The following is a 14729-nucleotide window of genomic DNA, read 5'->3' on the forward strand; positions in this document are numbered from 1 at the left end:
GGTGGCGCTTCAGCGGCGCGTGAACACCAGGTCCCAGACGCCGTGGCCCAGGCGCTGGCCGCGCGACTCGAACTTCGTCAGCGGCCGCCAGTCGGGGCGAGGCGCGTAACCCGCCGCGGTATTTCGCAGCGCAGGCGACGCGCCCAGCACGGCGAGCATCTGCTCGGCGTAGTCCTGCCAGTCGGTCGCGCAGTGCAGGTAGCCGCCCGGTACCAGCCGCGACGCGAGCAGTTCGACGAAGGCCGGCTGGATCAGCCGGCGCTTGTGGTGGCGCTTCTTGTGCCACGGGTCGGGGAAGTAGATGTGCACGCCGGCCAGCGATTCGGGGGCGAGCATCTGCTGCAGCACCTCCACCGCGTCGTGCCGCACGATGCGCAGGTTCTCCAGCGCCTGGTCGCCGATCAGCTTCAGCAGCGCGCCGACGCCCGCTTCGTGCACCTCCACGCCGAGGAAGTCGGTGTCCGGCCGCGCGGCCGCGATCGCCGCGGTGGCCTGGCCCATGCCGAAGCCGATTTCCAGCACCAGCGGCGCAACGCGCCCGAACACGGCGCCGGGGTCGAGCGGGCGCGCCTCGAACGGCAGGACGAAGCGCGGCCCCAGTTCCTGCAGCGCCCGCTGCTGGCCGGTGCCCATGCGGCCACCGCGCAGAACGAAGCTGCGAATGGGGCGCTGCAGGCGCTCGGCTGGCGGCGGCGGACTGTGCTCTGAACTCATCGGGCGGCAATTCTGCCCGCACGGCGAAAAGGTTCCGTCAATATCGTGTGAACCCGATGTCGGCCGGGCATACACCAGGGCTCCAGCCGCATCCGGGGTTAGCAGAATTGGCCTGAAGAATCAATGGCTTGCGTCACGGGAACGAAATTTGCGTGTGAGCGGCCACGAGATGCACTCGTTCACACCTTCCTGAGGTCATCCCTTCATGAAACTGCTGACTCGCTTCACCCGTCTGACCGCCGCTCTGCTGCCGCTGGCCATCGGAGCCGGCTTCGCCGGTACCGCTCACGCTGGCCTGCTGCCGGGCGCGTCCTATACGCCGCTGATCGTCGCCGGTGCGCCGCCGGACTCTCCGGGCGCGCGTGTCGATGCGAACGTGCCGACCTCGCCGTTCTCCGGTGTCGTCAGCATCAACATCCGATATGCCAACGGCGACTCGTTCATTTGCACCGGCACGCTCGTGTCCAAGCGGGATGTCGTGACCGCCGGCCACTGCGTCGACAGCAACGGCAATGGCCAGGTGATCGACATCAACGCGCCGGGCAACGACGTGCGCGTGGTGTTCAATTCGCAGCCCAATCCGGGCGATCCCGGCCGGGCCGTGATCACCGCCGACAAGGTGTCGATGAACCCGAACTACCAGGGTTTCGGCAACTGCCCGCCCGGGGTCAACAGCTTCTGCGTCAACGACGACGTCGCGGTGATCCACATGAACACCGACGCGCCGGACACCGCGAAGATCTACCGCATGATGAACCCGGACACGGTGTCCACCGGCACCATCGTTCAGTTCGTCGGCTACGGCACCACGGGCACCGGCCCCGACGGCTTCACGCAGGGCCCCAACTTCCGCGTCAAGCGCCTGGGCCAGAACGTGATGGACCTGTTCGACCTCGATGACGAGCAGAACTTCGCGAACGGCCCGCAGGAAGTCTGGTACTCGGACTTCGACGGCGACGGCCAGGACATCTTCTGCGACTTCTTCGGCACCTGCACGCCGGTGCTGCCGAACGGCAAGGAAGCCGGCCTGGGCGGCGGCGACTCCGGCGGCCCGAGCTTCGTCTTCATGGATGGCGAGTACTACCTGTTCGGCACGAACACCTTCGGCGGCGACTTCACCAACGCCAATCCGGGCGGCTTCGGCTCGTTCAGCGGCGGCATCATCCTGGCGTCGTACAGCGACTACCTCGAAGAGGTCACCGAGGGACGCATCCAGATCATCCCCGAGCCGGGCTCGATGGCGCTGGTCGGCATCGCCGCCGCAGCGCTGCTCGGCGCACGCCGCCGCAAGCAGGCCTGACGTCCGCAACGGCTTCGCCGCCGCTCCCGTTCTAGGGAGCCGCGGCGAATAGCGGGTGCGCCGTGGCCTTGTTCCATTGAGCGCTCGCGCGCCGTGCCCCTAGGCTCGCGGGGTGTCATTCCGTCCCGCGAGCCCCCCTTCCGATCCTGAGCGCCGCCGCTGGCTGCGCGCGGCCGCCGCCTGCGCGACGGCCGGCGTGCCGCTGCTGGCGGACGCGGCCCCCGCACCGGCGAAGAAGCCTGTCGCACCCGATGCCGGCTTGCCGCCCGCGTTGCGCGCCATCGTCGGCGCCGCCGGCCTGCCGCTGGGCAGCTTCGGCGTGCAGATCGAGGAGGTCACGACCCGCGGCGCACCGCTCGCGTCGTTGAATTCCGAAGAGCCGTACCAGCTGGCGTCGACCGCGAAGGTCGTCACCGCGCTCGCCGCGCTGGACCTGCTCGGTCCGAACTACCGCTGGCGCACCTATGCCTTTCTCGGCGGCCCGCTGACCCAGGGACGGCTGCTCGGGGACCTGCTGATCGTCGGCGGCGGCGATTCGCGGCTGCGTTCGACCGACCTGCTGGCCTGGTTCGAACGCATGCAGCGCGAGGGCCTGCGCGAAGTCTGGGGCAATGTCGTGCTCGATCGCTTCGCCTTCCGGCTGCGCGAGGACGACCACTCGAACACCCCGCCGCCGGCGGCCGACCGTCCGCACCATGTGCGGCCCGATGCCCTGACGCTGGACGAAGGCGTGCTGCAGGTCAGCGTGCAGGCGGCGGCCCGGGGCAAGCCGCTGGTGCAGCTGACGCCGCCGCTGGCCGGCCTGAAGCTGGTCAACGAACTGAGTGGCGAAGCTGGTTGCAGCGTCTGGGCCCAGGCCGCCTCGGCACCCGGCACGGCGCCGACGCTGGCGCTGCGCGGCCGCTGGTCGGCCGGCTGCGGCGCGCGCGCGCTGACGCTCGCGCCGCTGCCGCACGAGGAGTTCACCGTGCGCGCCGTCGAAGGGCTGTGGCGCCAGGCCGGGGGCGGCCTGCGCGGCCGTGTGATCGACAAGCGCCTGCCCGACCGCGCATCGCTGCTGCCGACGGGCAAGGACGGCGAAGCCGTGCTGCCGCATTCGGTGCACCTGTCCGAGCCGCTGCCGCTGGTGATCCGCGAGATCAACAAGAACAGCGACAACCTCGGCGCCCGCAACCTGATGCTGTCGCTGGTGCGCGGCTTCCCGATGCGGGCGGCGACGCTGGCCGAAGCGCGCCAACGCGTCGACGACTGGCTGCTGCGCCAGGGCCTGCAGCCCGGTGACATCGCGCTGGAAAACGGCTCGGGGTTGTCACGCGCGGAGCGCGGCAAGCCGCGCGCGCTGGTGCAGCTGCTGCGCAAGGCCTGGGTCTCGAACCAGGCCCAGGCCTTCATCGACTCGTTGCCGATCGCCGGCGTCGACGGCACGCTGGCCCACCGCATGACCAGCGGCAAGGCCACGGGCGCCGCGTTCCTGAAGACCGGCACGCTGCTCGATACGCGTGCGCTGGCGGGCTACGTGAAGGCTGTCAGCGGCCGGACCTATGCGCTGGCCGCGCTGGTGAACCATCCGGAAGCACAGCGGGCGACACCATCGCTGGACGCGATGGTCGAGTGGGTCGCGCGCAACGGCTGACCCGCCGGGCAAGGGGCGTGGCCGGCCTCATCAGCGACAAGGGCCACCACAGGCCCTTCAATGACAAAGGGCCCCTCGGGGCCCTTGTGCATTCGTGGAGCGGGTGATGGGAATCGAACCCACGTATGAAGCTTGGGAAGCTGCCGTTCTACCATTGAACTACACCCGCAGCGCCCGGCTAGTGTAGCTTGGTGCAGGGCGGGAATAACCAGCGTGGCGGCAAGCGGAACGCTGGGGCATGATCCGGCGCGCGATGAACGAGCCGATCCAGTTGCTGTACCTCGGCGCCGCTGCGCCCGACCTCGGGACCTCGGCCTACGGACCCTTCGTGCTGCATCCGGTGGCCACGCTGGAGGCACTGAGCGAGGCGCTCGGCCAGCAGTCCAGCGACGCGATCGTGCTGCAGGGCGATGCCCCGCTGGCGGCACTGGCGGCCTGGGGCGCGTTGTCGCGCGCGGTGCTCGATGCCGCGGTGGTGGTCGTGGCGCCGGAGCCCGACGCAGCCGAAGCGATGCGCCTGCTGCGCCTCGGGGTCCAGGACGTGCTGCCCTCGCGCGAGGCGACGGCCGAGTCGCTGGCCCGCACCGTCCGGCTGGCGGTCGAGCGCAAGCGCGTCGAACGCATCGCGCGCAAGGCCTACGCGACCGACCTGGCCACCGGCCTGCCCAACCATGCCCAGCTGATGGAGCACATGACGCATCTGCTCGCGCTGCGCGAGCGGGAACCGGCGGCAATGGCGCTGCTGGCGGTGCGGCTCGAAGGGTTGGGGGCGACCGAAGCGCGGCTCGGCGCCGAAGCCGCCAACGTGCTGCGCCGAAAGGCCGCCGTGCGCCTGCGCTCTGGCCTGCGTGCCAGCGACGTCGTCGCGTCGGTCGGCAGCGACACCTTCGCCGTGCTCCTGGCGTGGATCGACGACGAGGCCGCCGCGGACGGCGTCGCCGCCAAGCTTGGCACCGCGCTGCGCCGGCCCTTCAGCGTCGCCGGGCAGGAGCTGACCCTGGGCATCAGCGTCGGCATCGGCCAGTACCCGTCGCACGGCAAGGACGCCGATGGCCTGCTGCGGCGTGCGCTGGCACAGGCGTCCGGCGCCGCGGCGGTCGGCGCTTCGGTGCACGGCCTGCGCAGCAGCGGGCACCGCGATCCGGCGGCCAACGACGACTGATCCGCGCCCGGCGTGCCGATCGCCGCCGGCAGTGGCCGGCGCGCTACTTCAGGATGTCGCCGAGGCAGAGGTACTTGACCTCGACATAGTCGTCGATGCCCTGGCGCCCGCCTTCGCGGCCGAGGCCCGACTGCTTGACGCCGCCGAAGGGCACCTCGGCGGTCGAGATGATGCCGGTGTTGATGCCCACCATGCCGTACTCCAGCGCCTCGCCGACGCGGAAGATGCGGCCGATGTCGCGGCTGTAGAAGTAGCTGGCGAGGCCGAACTCGGTGGCGTTGGCCGCGGCGACGGCCTCGTCCTCGGTCTCGAAGCGGAACACCGGCGCCACCGGGCCGAAGGTTTCCTCCTTCGCGCACAGCATCTCGGCGGTGACGTTGGCCAGCACGGTCGGCGCATAGAAGCGCTCGCCGATCTTCTGCCCGCCGACGACGATGCGCGCGCCCTTGGCGACCGCATCGGCGACGTGGGCCTCGACCTTCTCGATCGCCGCGCCGTCGATCAGCGGCCCGGTGGTGACGCCGGGCTCGAAGCCGTTGCCGACCTTCAGCGTCTGCGTCTTCTCCGACAGGCGAGCGACGAAGCGGTCGTAGATGCCCGCCTGCGCGTAGAGGCGGTTCGCGCAGACGCAGGTCTGGCCCGCATTGCGGTACTTGCTGGCCATCGCGCCGTCGACCGCCGCCTCGAGGTCGGCGTCGTCGAAGACGATGAAGGGCGCATTGCCGCCGAGCTCGAGCGACAGCTTCTTGATCGACCCGGCGCACTGGCGCATCAGGATGCGGCCGACTTCCGTGCTGCCGGTGAAGGACAGGTGGCGGATCACGTCGCTCGAGCACAGCACCTTGCCGACCTCGATCGACTGCTCGGCATCGGCGGTGACGATGTTCAGCACGCCCGCGGGCATGCCGGCGCGCTGCGCGAGCTCGGCCACCGCCAGTGCCGACAGCGGCGTCGCCTCGGCGGGCTTGATGATCACCGGGCAGCCCGCGGCGAGTGCCGGCGCGACCTTGCGGGTGATCATCGCGATCGGGAAGTTCCACGGCGTGATCGCCGCGCAGACGCCGATCGGCTGCTTGATGACGAGGTAGCGCTTGTTGTTGTCGGTGGTCGGGATCGTCTCGCCGTAGATGCGGCGCGCTTCCTCGGCGAACCACTCGATGAAGCTCGCGCCGTAGCCCACCTCGCCACGCGCCTCGGCCAGCGGCTTGCCCTGCTCGGCGGTCATGATGCGGGCCAGGTCGTCGGCATGCTGGTGCAGCAGGCCGAACCACTTCATCATGATCGCGGCGCGTTCCTTCGCGGTCTTCGCGCGCCACGTCGGCCACGCGCGTTCAGCGGCAACGATCGCGTTGTGGCAGTCGACCGGGCCGCAATTCGCGACATCCGCGAGCTTCTCGCCGGTGGCCGGGTCGAGCACGTCGAAGCGGGCATTGCCGGCCAGCCAGTCGCCACCGATCAGCGCATCGGTCTTCAGCAGGCTCGGATCGTTCAGGGTCGCCAGTGGCGTGGTCTTCATGTCCATCGCAGCAATCTCCAGGGGGCCTGGCTGCAACTCTACTTCGCTCATCGGTAGCTCACTTTCGGCAGAACACAAAGCATCTCGTACAGCAGGTTCGCGCCGAGCAGCGCGGTATTGCCGCTCGGGTCGTAGGGCGGCGATACCTCGACGAGGTCGGCGCCCACCAGCTGCAGGCCGCGGCAGCCGCGGATGATCTCCAGCGCCTGCGGCACGGTCAGGCCGCCGATCTCAGGCGTGCCGGTGCCGCCGGCGTACGACGGGTCGATGCCGTCGATGTCGAAACTGAGATAACACGGCGCATCGCCGATGCGCTCGCGCACCTGCTGCATCAAGGGTGCGAGCGAGCGGTACCAGACCTCGTGCGCCGGCACGATCGTGAAGCCCTGGCGGCGCGGCCAGTCGAAGTCGTCGGCCGCGTAGCCGGTGCCGCGCAGGCCGATCTGGAAGACGCGCTCGTTGACCAGCAGGCCTTCCTCGACCGCGCGGCGGAACGGCGTGCCGTGCGCCACCGGTTCACCGAACATCTCGTCGTTGACGTCCTCATGGGCGTCGACATGCACCAGCGCCACCGGTCCGTGTTTCGCGGCCACCGCGCGCAGGATCGGCAGCGCGATGGTGTGGTCGCCGCCCATGGTCAACGGGATGCAGCCGGCGGCCAGCACGCGCGTGTAGAAGCCGGTGATGATGTCCAGCGATTTGGTGAGCGAGTAGGTGTTGATCGGCACGTCGCCGAGGTCGGCAACCTCCAGCGTGTCGAAGGGCGCGGCGCCGGTGGCCATGTTGTAGGGCCGCAATAACGCCGATTCGGCGCGAATCTGGCGCGGACCGAAGCGCGCGCCGGAGCGGTGGCTGGCGCCGATGTCCAGCGGAACGCCGATGAAGGCGGCGTGAAGGCCGTCGGGTTTCTCGGCGGCGGGCAGCCGCATCATCGTCGCCGGGCCGCCGAAGCGCGGCATCGCATTGCCGCTCAGGGGTTGTGCGGGCATCGGGGACTCCTTCGAGGGGGTGGAGCGCTGTTCCGGCGCGACGCCGCTGCGTGATGGGAACGCTGCGCCGGTGACCCGCGTCAGGCACGCCGGCCGCGGATCCATTCCAGCGCCAGCATCAGCCCGGTGGTGAAAATCGTCAGCAAGGTGGCGACGGCGGCGATCGTCGGGTTGATGTTCTCGCGGATGCCGGTGAACATCTGGCGCGGCAGCGTGACCTGATCGGGGCCGGCGATGAAGAGCGTCACCACCACTTCATCGAACGAGGTCGCGAACGCGAACAGCGCGCCCGAGATCACGCCCGGCGCGATCACCGGCAGCGTGACCCGGAAGAAGGTGGACACCGGCGACGCGCCCAGGCTCAGCGACGCGCGCACCAGGTTGTGGTTGAAGCCCTGCAAGGTCGCCAGCACCGTGGTGACGACGAAGGGCGCGCCGAGCGCGGCATGCACCAGGATCAGCCCGAGGTAGGTGTCGGCCAGGCCGATGCGCGCGAAGAACAGGTAGCAGGCGACGCCGACGACGACGATCGGCACCACCATCGGCGCGATCAGCAGGCTCATCAAGAGGCCCTTGCCGGGGAACTGCACGCGAGCCAGGCCCACCGCCGTCAGCGTGCCGAGCACGGTGGCGATCAGCGTCGCCGAGGGCGCGACGATGAAGCTGTTCTTCGCCGCGCGCGCCCATTCGCCGGAGCTGAAGAGGTTGTCGTACCACTGCAGCGACCAGCCCGGCATCGGGTAGGCGAGGAAGGAGCTGGCCGAGAACGACAGCGGCACGATCACCAGGATCGGCAGCAGCAGGAAGGCCAGCAGCCCGATCGCGGCGATGCGCAGCGCCCACCAGCCGAGCTTGTCGAACAGCGTGTAGTAGGCGGGGAAGGTCGGCAGCAGTGCGTTCATCACCACCTCAGCCCAGGCTCAGTTCGGACTTCACGACGCGCCGGTAGACGCCGTACAGCAGCAAGGTGGCCACCAGCAACACCGTGCCGAGCGCGCAGGCCATGCCCCAGTTGATGTCGACGTTGGTGTACTGCGCGATGTAGTAGCTCAGCATCTGGTCGTCCGCGCCGCCCAGCAGCGCCGGCGTCACGTAGTAGCCGATGCTCAGGATGAAGACCAGCAGGCCGCCGGCGCCGATGCCGGGCCAGGTCTGGGGCACATAGACCCGGAAGAACGCGGCCAGCGGCGGGCTGCCGAGCGAGATCGCGGCACGCAGGTAGGTGGGCGGCACCGACTTCATCACGCTGTACAGCGGCAGGATCATGAAGGGCAGCAGGATGTGCACCATCGCGATGACGACGCCGGTGCGGTTGAACAGCAAGGTCGCCGGCTCGTTGAGGATCGACAGGCCCATCAGGCTCTTGTTGACGAGCCCCTCTCGCTGCAGCAGCACGATCCACGCGGCCACGCGCACCAGGATCGAGGTCCAGAACGGCACCAGCACCAGGATCATCAGCACGTTGGCCTTGCGCGCCGGCAGCGTCGACAGCCAGTAGGCCAGCGGGTAGGCCAGCACCAGGCACCACAGCGTGACGACCAGGCTGATCTCGAAGGTGCGCAGCAGGATGCGCGAGAACACCCGCTGCTCGGGTTCGACGACGGTGATGCCGCCCTCGGCGCGGCGCTTGAGATCCACTGCGGTCAGCAGGTAGTCGGGCGTCCAGCGCGAGCTGTTCTTCGCGATCGCCTGCCAGTAGCGCAAGTCGCTCCAGCGTTCGTCGACCTCGAGCATCTTCGCGCGCGCCTGGTCGGGCGACAGGTTCTCGCCCAGCGGCAGCGCGCGGTAGGTGCCCATGATCAGCGAACGCGCACCGGATGCTTCGGTGTTCAGGCGCCGCGCCACCGCGCCGGCGTCGGAGCCTTCGGTGATGGCGCCCAGGTCCGCCGCCAGCGCGGCGAACGCGGCAGCGGGCGGCGGGCTCCTGCGGTCCCAGCCTGCCAGCGCGTCGCCGGTGCGGGTCAGGGACTTCGCGATCTCCGGGTTCTCGACGGCACGCTGCAGCAGCGCGGCGATCGGGACCAGCAGGGTGGCCAGCAGGAACAGCAGCAGCGGCAAGGTCAGCGCGATCGCCAGCCAGCGCTTGCGCTGCTCGACACGCGCGAGCGAGCGCCTGAGCTCCGGTGTGCCGAGGACGAGGGTGGCGGTGGTCATGCGACGAACCTGGCGGCTGCTGCGTACTTAAGATGCTAGAGACGGCTCACTGCGCCGCCCACGACGCGAAGCGCTTCTCCAGCTCCTCGCCCTGGTCGGCCCAGAATTTGATGCCGAACTGCATCGCGTCCTTGACGTTGGCGGGCGAGGTCGGCAGGTTCGCCAGCACCTTCGCGTCCAGCTTGGCCAGCGCCTTCTGGTTGGTCGGGCCGTAGGCGATGTTCTTCGCGTACTCGGCCTGCGCGTCGGCGGTGCTGGCGTAGGCGATGAACTTGTAGGCCGCGTCCTTGTTCGGCGTGCCCTTGACGATCACCCAGTAGTCGAGGTCGTAGATGCCGCCGGTCCAGCTGATCTTCAGGTTCTTGCCTTCGCGGTTCGCGGCGTCGATGCGGCCGTTGTAGACCGTGCTCATCACCACGTCGCCGGCCACCAGGTACTGCGGCGGCTGCGCGCCGGCTTCCCACCACTGGATGTGCGGCTTCAGCTCGGTGAGCTTCTTGAACGCGCGGTCGGCGCCTTCCTTGGTGCGCAGCTGGGTGTAGACGTCGGCCACCGGCACGCCGTCGGCCATCAGCGCGAATTCCAGGTTGTAGCGCGCCCCCTTGCGCATGCCGCGCTTGCCGGGGAATTTCTTCGTGTCCCAGAAATCGGCCCAGGTCTTGGGGCCGTCCTTGAGCTTGTCGCCGTTGTAGGCCATCACGGTGGACCACACGAAGACGCCGATGCCGCACTCGGTGACGCCGGCGCGCAGGAAGTCGGCGCGGTTGCCGATCTTCGTGTAGTCGAGCTTCTCGAACAGGCCTTCGTCGCACCCGCGCGCGACATCGGGCGACTCGACCTCGACGACGTCCCAGGTCACCTTCTTGGACTCGACCATCGCCTTGATCTTGGCCTGCTCGCCGTTGTACTCGACCGGCACGACCTTCATGCCGGCGCTCTTCTCGAACGGTTCGACGAAGGCCTTCTTCTGCGCGGCGCCGTTGGCGCCGCCGAAGTTGACGACGGTGAGCTGCGACTGAGCGAGCACGGGCAGCGCGGTGAGGGCAGCGAGGCTGGCAAGCATTCGAAGGGCAGGGCGGACGGGGCTCATCGACGTCTCCTAGGTGGGTGAAAGAAAGCGAGGGAAGGACGCGACCTTCGGGCGGGTCACGCGTAGATGCGCAGGAACGGCGGCGCGATCTGCAGCCACACGGTCTGGCCCGGCACCGGCGGCTCGCCGGCCGACAGCGGCAGCTTGACGGTGGCCTGCGCCTGGCCGGCCAGCGCGCAGCGCAGCCGCAGGTGGTCGCCGAAATAGATGACGTCGTTGACCGCGGCCTTCAGCAGGTTGGTGCTGTCCGGCGGCGCGACGAGGTGCGCGGCGATGCGCTCGGGCCGCACCGAGGCCAGCACCGACGCGCCGGGCAGTGCGCCGTTGACGTTGAGGCCCGACAGCCGTTCGCCGGTGGGCAGCACCAGCTCGCAGGGGCCGCCGGCGCCGCCCTCGGCCGCGCCCAGCGTGCCGGTCAGCTGCGTGCTGTCGCCGACGAAGCCGGCGACGAAGCGGTTCGAAGGTGTCTCGTACAGCCGGTCGACCACGTCGATCTGCTGGATCTCGCCGTCGTTGAACACCGCGACACGGTCGCTCATCGTCAGCGCCTCGCCCTGGTCGTGGGTGACGTAGACGAAGGTGACGCCGAGCTGCCGGTGCAGCTCCTTCAGCTCGATCTGCATGTGCTCGCGCAGCTGCTTGTCGAGCGCGCCGAGCGGCTCGTCCATCAGCACCAGCTGCGGCTCGAAGACCAGCGCCCGCGCCAGCGCGACGCGCTGCTGCTGGCCGCCGGACAGCTGCGCCGGGTGCCGCTGGTCACGCCCCGTCAGCTGCACCATCGCCAGCGCCTTCGCGACGCGCGTGGCGATCTCGGCCTTCGGCACCTTGCGCACCGTCAGCGGGTAGGCGACGTTCTCGGCCACCGTCATGTGCGGGAACAGCGCGTAGTTCTGGAACACCATGCCGAAGTGGCGCTTGTGCGGCGGCGTGCGGGTGATCGGCTGGCCGTCCAGCAGGATGTCGCCGGCGGTGGGCGACTCGAAGCCGGCCAGCATCATCAGGCACGTGGTCTTGCCCGAGCCGGAAGGCCCGAGCAGCGACAGGAACTCGCCGCGCCGGATGTCCAGGTCCAGCGAACGCACGACCAGCGACTGGCCGTCGTAGGTCTTCTGCACGCCGCGGAACTGCACCAGCGTGTCGCGCGAGACGGCCGGGGCCGGCGTGCCGCCCTCGGCGACGACGCGCAAGGGACTCGAGGAACGCTTGGTCATCATCGGCAGGCTCATCGCGTCGGTCCTCGCCTTGCTCAAGCCAGTGCGGTCTCGATGGTGCGCGCCAGGATGCCGAGGCCTTCGTCGACCAGGGCGTCCGAGGCCGTCAGCGGCACCAGCACGCGGATCACGTTGCCGCTGGGGCCGCACGATAACAAGATCAGCCCGGCCCGGGCAGCGGCCTGAACGATGCGTTTCGTCAGCGCACCGGCGGGCCGCTGCAGGTCGCCGTCGTCGAAGAGCTCGATGGCCACCATCGCGCCGATGCCGCGCACGTCGCCGACCTCGCGGTGCTTCGCGGCGATGGCCTGAAGGCCGCCCATCAGGCGTTCGCCGAGCGCACGGCTGCGTTCGAGCAGGCGTTCGGCCGCGAAGGCCTCGATCACCGCCAGCGCGGCGGCGCAGGCCACCGGGTTGCCGGCGTAGGTGCCGCCCAGCCCGCCGGGGCTCGGTGCGTCCATCACCTCGGCGCGGCCGATGATGGCCGACAGCGGATAGCCCCCGGCCAGCGACTTGGCCATCGTGATGATGTCCGGCGCCACGCCGTCCCAGTGCTCACAGGCCAGCCAGGTGCCGGTGCGGCCGGCACCGGTCTGTACCTCGTCGGCGACCAGCAGGATGCCGTGGCGGTCGCACAGCGCGCGCAGGCGCCTGACGAAGTCCAGCGGCGCGACATGGAAGCCGCCTTCGCCCTGCACCGGCTCGAGGATGATCGCGGCGACGCGCGACGGCTCGACGTCGTTGGCGAAGATCGCCTCGACCGAGTCCAGCGCATCGTCGACGCTCACGCCCTGCAGCGCATTCGGAAAGCGCGCGTGGAACACCTCGGCCGGGAAGGGCCCGAAGCCGGCCTTGTACGGCTGCACCTTGCCGGTCAGCGCCAGGCCCATCATCGTGCGGCCGTGGAAACCGCCGCCGAAGGCGATCACCGCCGAGCGCTTCGTGTAGGCGCGGGCGATCTTGATCGCGTTCTCGACCGCTTCGGCGCCGGTGGTCATCAGGAAGCTCTTCTTCGCGAAGGCGCCGGGCGCCATCGCGTTGAGGCGCTCGCAGAGCTCGACATAGGGCTCGTAGGCCAGCACCTGGAAGCAGGTGTGGGTCACCCGTTCGAGCTGGCGCTGGACCGCGGCCGTGACGCCCGGATGGCGGTGGCCGGTGTTCAGCACGGCGATGCCGCCGGCGAAGTCGATGTAGCGGCGGCCCTCGACATCCCAGATCTCGGCGTTCTCGGCGCGGTCGACGAAGATCTCGTGGGCCTGGCCCAGGCCGGCCGGCAGCGCGGCGCGGCGGCGCGCCATCAGCGCGGCATTGTTCAGGTGCTGTTCGCGTTGCATCAAAGTCTCCCGAGATGACTTGGGTGCCGACTCTAGGCCTCGGGGGCCGGTCGGTACCATGTACACCTCGTGGTCTTTGCGCGATGCACTGTGCAGGCGCCGGGACCGGTACAGATCGCCGTCGCCCGAACCTCCGCCGTCCCCCTTTCGCATGTTCACGCTCCAACCGCAGTCGCCGGTGCCGCTGGTCAGCCAGATCGTCGATGGCGTCAGCCGGATGATCGACGACGGCAGCCTGCGCGCGGGCACCAAGCTGCCGTCGATCCGCCAGTTCGCGCAGACCCACGGCGTCAGCGTGTTCACGGTCGTCGAGGCCTACGACCGGCTGGTCGCGCAGGGCTGGCTGCAGTCGCGGCCGAACTCCGGCTTCTTCGTGCGCCGCCGCACCGGCCGCACGGTGCCGCTGGCGGCCGTGGCCGCCAACAGCGCGACCGGCGGCAACGCCTTCGACGCGATGTGGTACCTGCGCAAGATCTTCGAGAACCGGCACCTGACGATGAAGCCGGGCTGCGGCTGGTTCCCGCGCGACTGGCTGTTCGAGGAGGGCCTCAAGCGCAGCCTGCGCAACCTGGCCGGCGAGGACCTGGACCTCGCGGGTTACGGTGACCCGAAGGGCTACCTGCCGCTGCGCCAGCTGATCCGCGACACGCTGGCCGAGCACGAGATCGCGGTCACGCCCGACCAGGTGCTGCTGACGCAGGGCAGCAGCCAGGCGCTGGACCTGGCCGCGCGCCGCCTCGTGCGGCCGGGCGACGCGGTGCTGGTCGACGACCCGGGCTACGCGAACCTGCTGTTCGGCCTGCGCTTTCTCGGCGCGACGCTGATCGGCGTGCCGCGCAAGCCCGAGGGCTACGACCTCGCGGCGCTCGAACGGGCGATCGAGATGAACCGCCCGCGCGTGTTCTTCACCCATCCGCGGCTGCAGAGCCCCACCGGCTCGGTCGCGCAGCTGTCGCACCTGCACCGCGTGCTGCAGCTGGCCGAGAAGCACGACCTGCTGATCGTCGAGAACGACCTCTATGCCGACCTCGACCCCGATCCGCGGCCCTCGCTTGCCAGCCTGGACCAGCTGAACCGCGTCGTGCAGGTCGGCAGCTACTCCAAGACGGTGTCGCCGAACATCCGCGTCGGCCACCTCGTCGCCCATCCGGACCTGGTGGAGGACCTCGCGCAGCTGAAGATGATCGCCGGGCTCACCTCGAGCGAGTTCGGCGAGCGCCTGGCCTACGGCGCGCTGACCGAAGGCCGCTGGCGCAAGCACCTGAAGGCGCTGCGCGAGCGGCTCGGCGGCGCGCACGAACGTGTCGCGCGCCGGCTCGATGGCCTGGGCTTCGAGCTCTTCGCCGAACCGAAGGCCGGCATGTTCCTGTGGGCGAAGCACCCGGCGATCGCCGATGCCGCGCTCGCCTCGAACCAGGCCGCCGAGGCCGACATCCTGCTCGGGCCCGGGCACCTGTTCTCGGCCGACATGCGGCCGTCGCCGTGGATGCGTTTCAACGTCGCCTACTGCGGCGACGAGCGGGTCTTCGAGTTCCTCGACCACCAGCGCAGCGCCGGATAGGCCCGCGCAGCGGCGCACGGCGCCGCACAGGCGCCGGCACCCGGCCCGCGCGACCGGGTGGCCGG

12 protein-coding genes and 1 tRNA gene are annotated in these 14729 nt (G+C 69.9%); 4 read left to right on the forward strand and 9 right to left on the reverse strand.

What is annotated here, in order from left to right:
- Positions 1-9 precede the first annotated feature (9 nt).
- The gene (gene trmB / locus P1K89_RS23100) at positions 10-714 is read right to left on the reverse strand and encodes a tRNA (guanosine(46)-N7)-methyltransferase TrmB (protein ID WP_284618875.1); all 705 of its coding nucleotides are present in this window, start codon (positions 712-714) and stop codon (positions 10-12) included.
- A 205-nt stretch (positions 715-919) separates the two neighbouring features.
- Between trmB and P1K89_RS23105 the strand changes: the two genes are divergently transcribed.
- Entirely contained in the window at positions 920-2014 is a 1095-nt protein-coding gene (locus tag P1K89_RS23105; RefSeq protein ID WP_284618876.1) for a trypsin-like serine protease, read from the forward strand.
- 112 nt (positions 2015-2126) lie between these two features.
- Positions 2127-3647, forward strand: a complete 1521-nt coding sequence (gene dacB, locus P1K89_RS23110; RefSeq protein ID WP_284618877.1) for a D-alanyl-D-alanine carboxypeptidase/D-alanyl-D-alanine endopeptidase — start codon at positions 2127-2129, stop codon at positions 3645-3647.
- A gap of 95 nt (positions 3648-3742) precedes the next feature.
- On the opposite strand, the gene P1K89_RS23115 is transcribed toward dacB, so the two are convergent.
- Positions 3743-3816: transfer RNA gene (locus P1K89_RS23115), tRNA-Gly, on the reverse strand.
- An 84-nt stretch (positions 3817-3900) separates the two neighbouring features.
- Between P1K89_RS23115 and P1K89_RS23120 the strand changes: the two genes are divergently transcribed.
- Entirely contained in the window at positions 3901-4809 is a 909-nt protein-coding gene (locus P1K89_RS23120) for a GGDEF domain-containing protein (RefSeq protein WP_284618878.1), read from the forward strand.
- Between the two features lie 43 nt (positions 4810-4852).
- Here the strand turns inward: P1K89_RS23120 and P1K89_RS23125 are convergent, their stop codons facing one another.
- The 7 genes from P1K89_RS23125 to gabT all read right to left on the reverse strand — a co-directional run bounded on the left by P1K89_RS23125 (position 4853) and on the right by gabT (position 13103).
- Complete coding sequence (locus P1K89_RS23125) at positions 4853-6331, reverse strand: NAD-dependent succinate-semialdehyde dehydrogenase (protein ID WP_284618879.1); 1479 nt, start codon at positions 6329-6331, stop codon at positions 4853-4855.
- A gap of 41 nt (positions 6332-6372) precedes the next feature.
- Positions 6373-7314: an agmatinase gene (gene speB, locus P1K89_RS23130; RefSeq protein WP_284618880.1), complete on the reverse strand. Its 942-nt coding sequence runs from the start codon at positions 7312-7314 to the stop codon at positions 6373-6375.
- An 80-nt stretch (positions 7315-7394) separates the two neighbouring features.
- On the reverse strand, positions 7395-8216 hold the full coding sequence (locus tag P1K89_RS23135) for an ABC transporter permease (RefSeq protein ID WP_284618881.1): 822 nt from the start codon (positions 8214-8216) through the stop codon (positions 7395-7397).
- Positions 8217-8223: 7 nt separating this feature from the next.
- Complete coding sequence (locus P1K89_RS23140; RefSeq protein ID WP_284618882.1) at positions 8224-9468, reverse strand: ABC transporter permease; 1245 nt, start codon at positions 9466-9468, stop codon at positions 8224-8226.
- Positions 9469-9514: 46 nt separating this feature from the next.
- Complete coding sequence (locus P1K89_RS23145) at positions 9515-10558, reverse strand: ABC transporter substrate-binding protein (protein ID WP_284618883.1); 1044 nt, start codon at positions 10556-10558, stop codon at positions 9515-9517.
- A gap of 56 nt (positions 10559-10614) precedes the next feature.
- On the reverse strand, positions 10615-11784 hold the full coding sequence (locus P1K89_RS23150; RefSeq protein WP_284618884.1) for an ABC transporter ATP-binding protein: 1170 nt from the start codon (positions 11782-11784) through the stop codon (positions 10615-10617).
- 20 nt (positions 11785-11804) lie between these two features.
- Positions 11805-13103 (reverse strand): 4-aminobutyrate--2-oxoglutarate transaminase, encoded by a 1299-nt coding sequence (gene gabT / locus P1K89_RS23155; RefSeq protein WP_284618885.1) that lies wholly within the window; start codon positions 13101-13103, stop codon positions 11805-11807.
- A gap of 151 nt (positions 13104-13254) precedes the next feature.
- On the opposite strand from gabT, the gene P1K89_RS23160 reads away from it, so the two are divergent.
- On the forward strand, positions 13255-14664 hold the full coding sequence (locus tag P1K89_RS23160; RefSeq protein WP_284618886.1) for an aminotransferase-like domain-containing protein: 1410 nt from the start codon (positions 13255-13257) through the stop codon (positions 14662-14664).
- Positions 14665-14729 lie beyond the last annotated feature (65 nt).

The organism is Aquabacterium humicola (genome assembly GCF_030167915.1).
GTDB lineage: Bacteria > Pseudomonadota > Gammaproteobacteria > Burkholderiales > Burkholderiaceae_C > Pseudaquabacterium > Pseudaquabacterium humicola.

Bases quoted from the DNA above. Each gene is read 5' to 3' on its own strand.
- P1K89_RS23150 (WP_284618884.1), bottom strand. From the start codon at position 11,784: ATGAGCCTGCCGATGATGACCAAGCGTTCCTCGAGTCCCTTGCGCGTC.
- P1K89_RS23145 (WP_284618883.1), bottom strand. From the start codon at position 10,558: ATGAGCCCCGTCCGCCCTGCCCTTCGAATGCTTGCCAGCCTCGCTGCC.
- gabT (WP_284618885.1), bottom strand. From the start codon at position 13,103: ATGCAACGCGAACAGCACCTGAACAATGCCGCGCTGATGGCGCGCCGC.
- P1K89_RS23135 (WP_284618881.1), bottom strand. From the start codon at position 8,216: ATGAACGCACTGCTGCCGACCTTCCCCGCCTACTACACGCTGTTCGAC.
- P1K89_RS23140 (WP_284618882.1), bottom strand. From the start codon at position 9,468: ATGACCACCGCCACCCTCGTCCTCGGCACACCGGAGCTCAGGCGCTCG.
- P1K89_RS23160 (WP_284618886.1), top strand. From the start codon at position 13,255: ATGTTCACGCTCCAACCGCAGTCGCCGGTGCCGCTGGTCAGCCAGATC.
- speB (WP_284618880.1), bottom strand. From the start codon at position 7,314: ATGCCCGCACAACCCCTGAGCGGCAATGCGATGCCGCGCTTCGGCGGC.
- trmB (WP_284618875.1), bottom strand. From the start codon at position 714: ATGAGTTCAGAGCACAGTCCGCCGCCGCCAGCCGAGCGCCTGCAGCGC.
- P1K89_RS23105 (WP_284618876.1), top strand. From the start codon at position 920: ATGAAACTGCTGACTCGCTTCACCCGTCTGACCGCCGCTCTGCTGCCG.
- P1K89_RS23120 (WP_284618878.1), top strand. From the start codon at position 3,901: ATGAACGAGCCGATCCAGTTGCTGTACCTCGGCGCCGCTGCGCCCGAC.
- P1K89_RS23125 (WP_284618879.1), bottom strand. From the start codon at position 6,331: ATGGACATGAAGACCACGCCACTGGCGACCCTGAACGATCCGAGCCTG.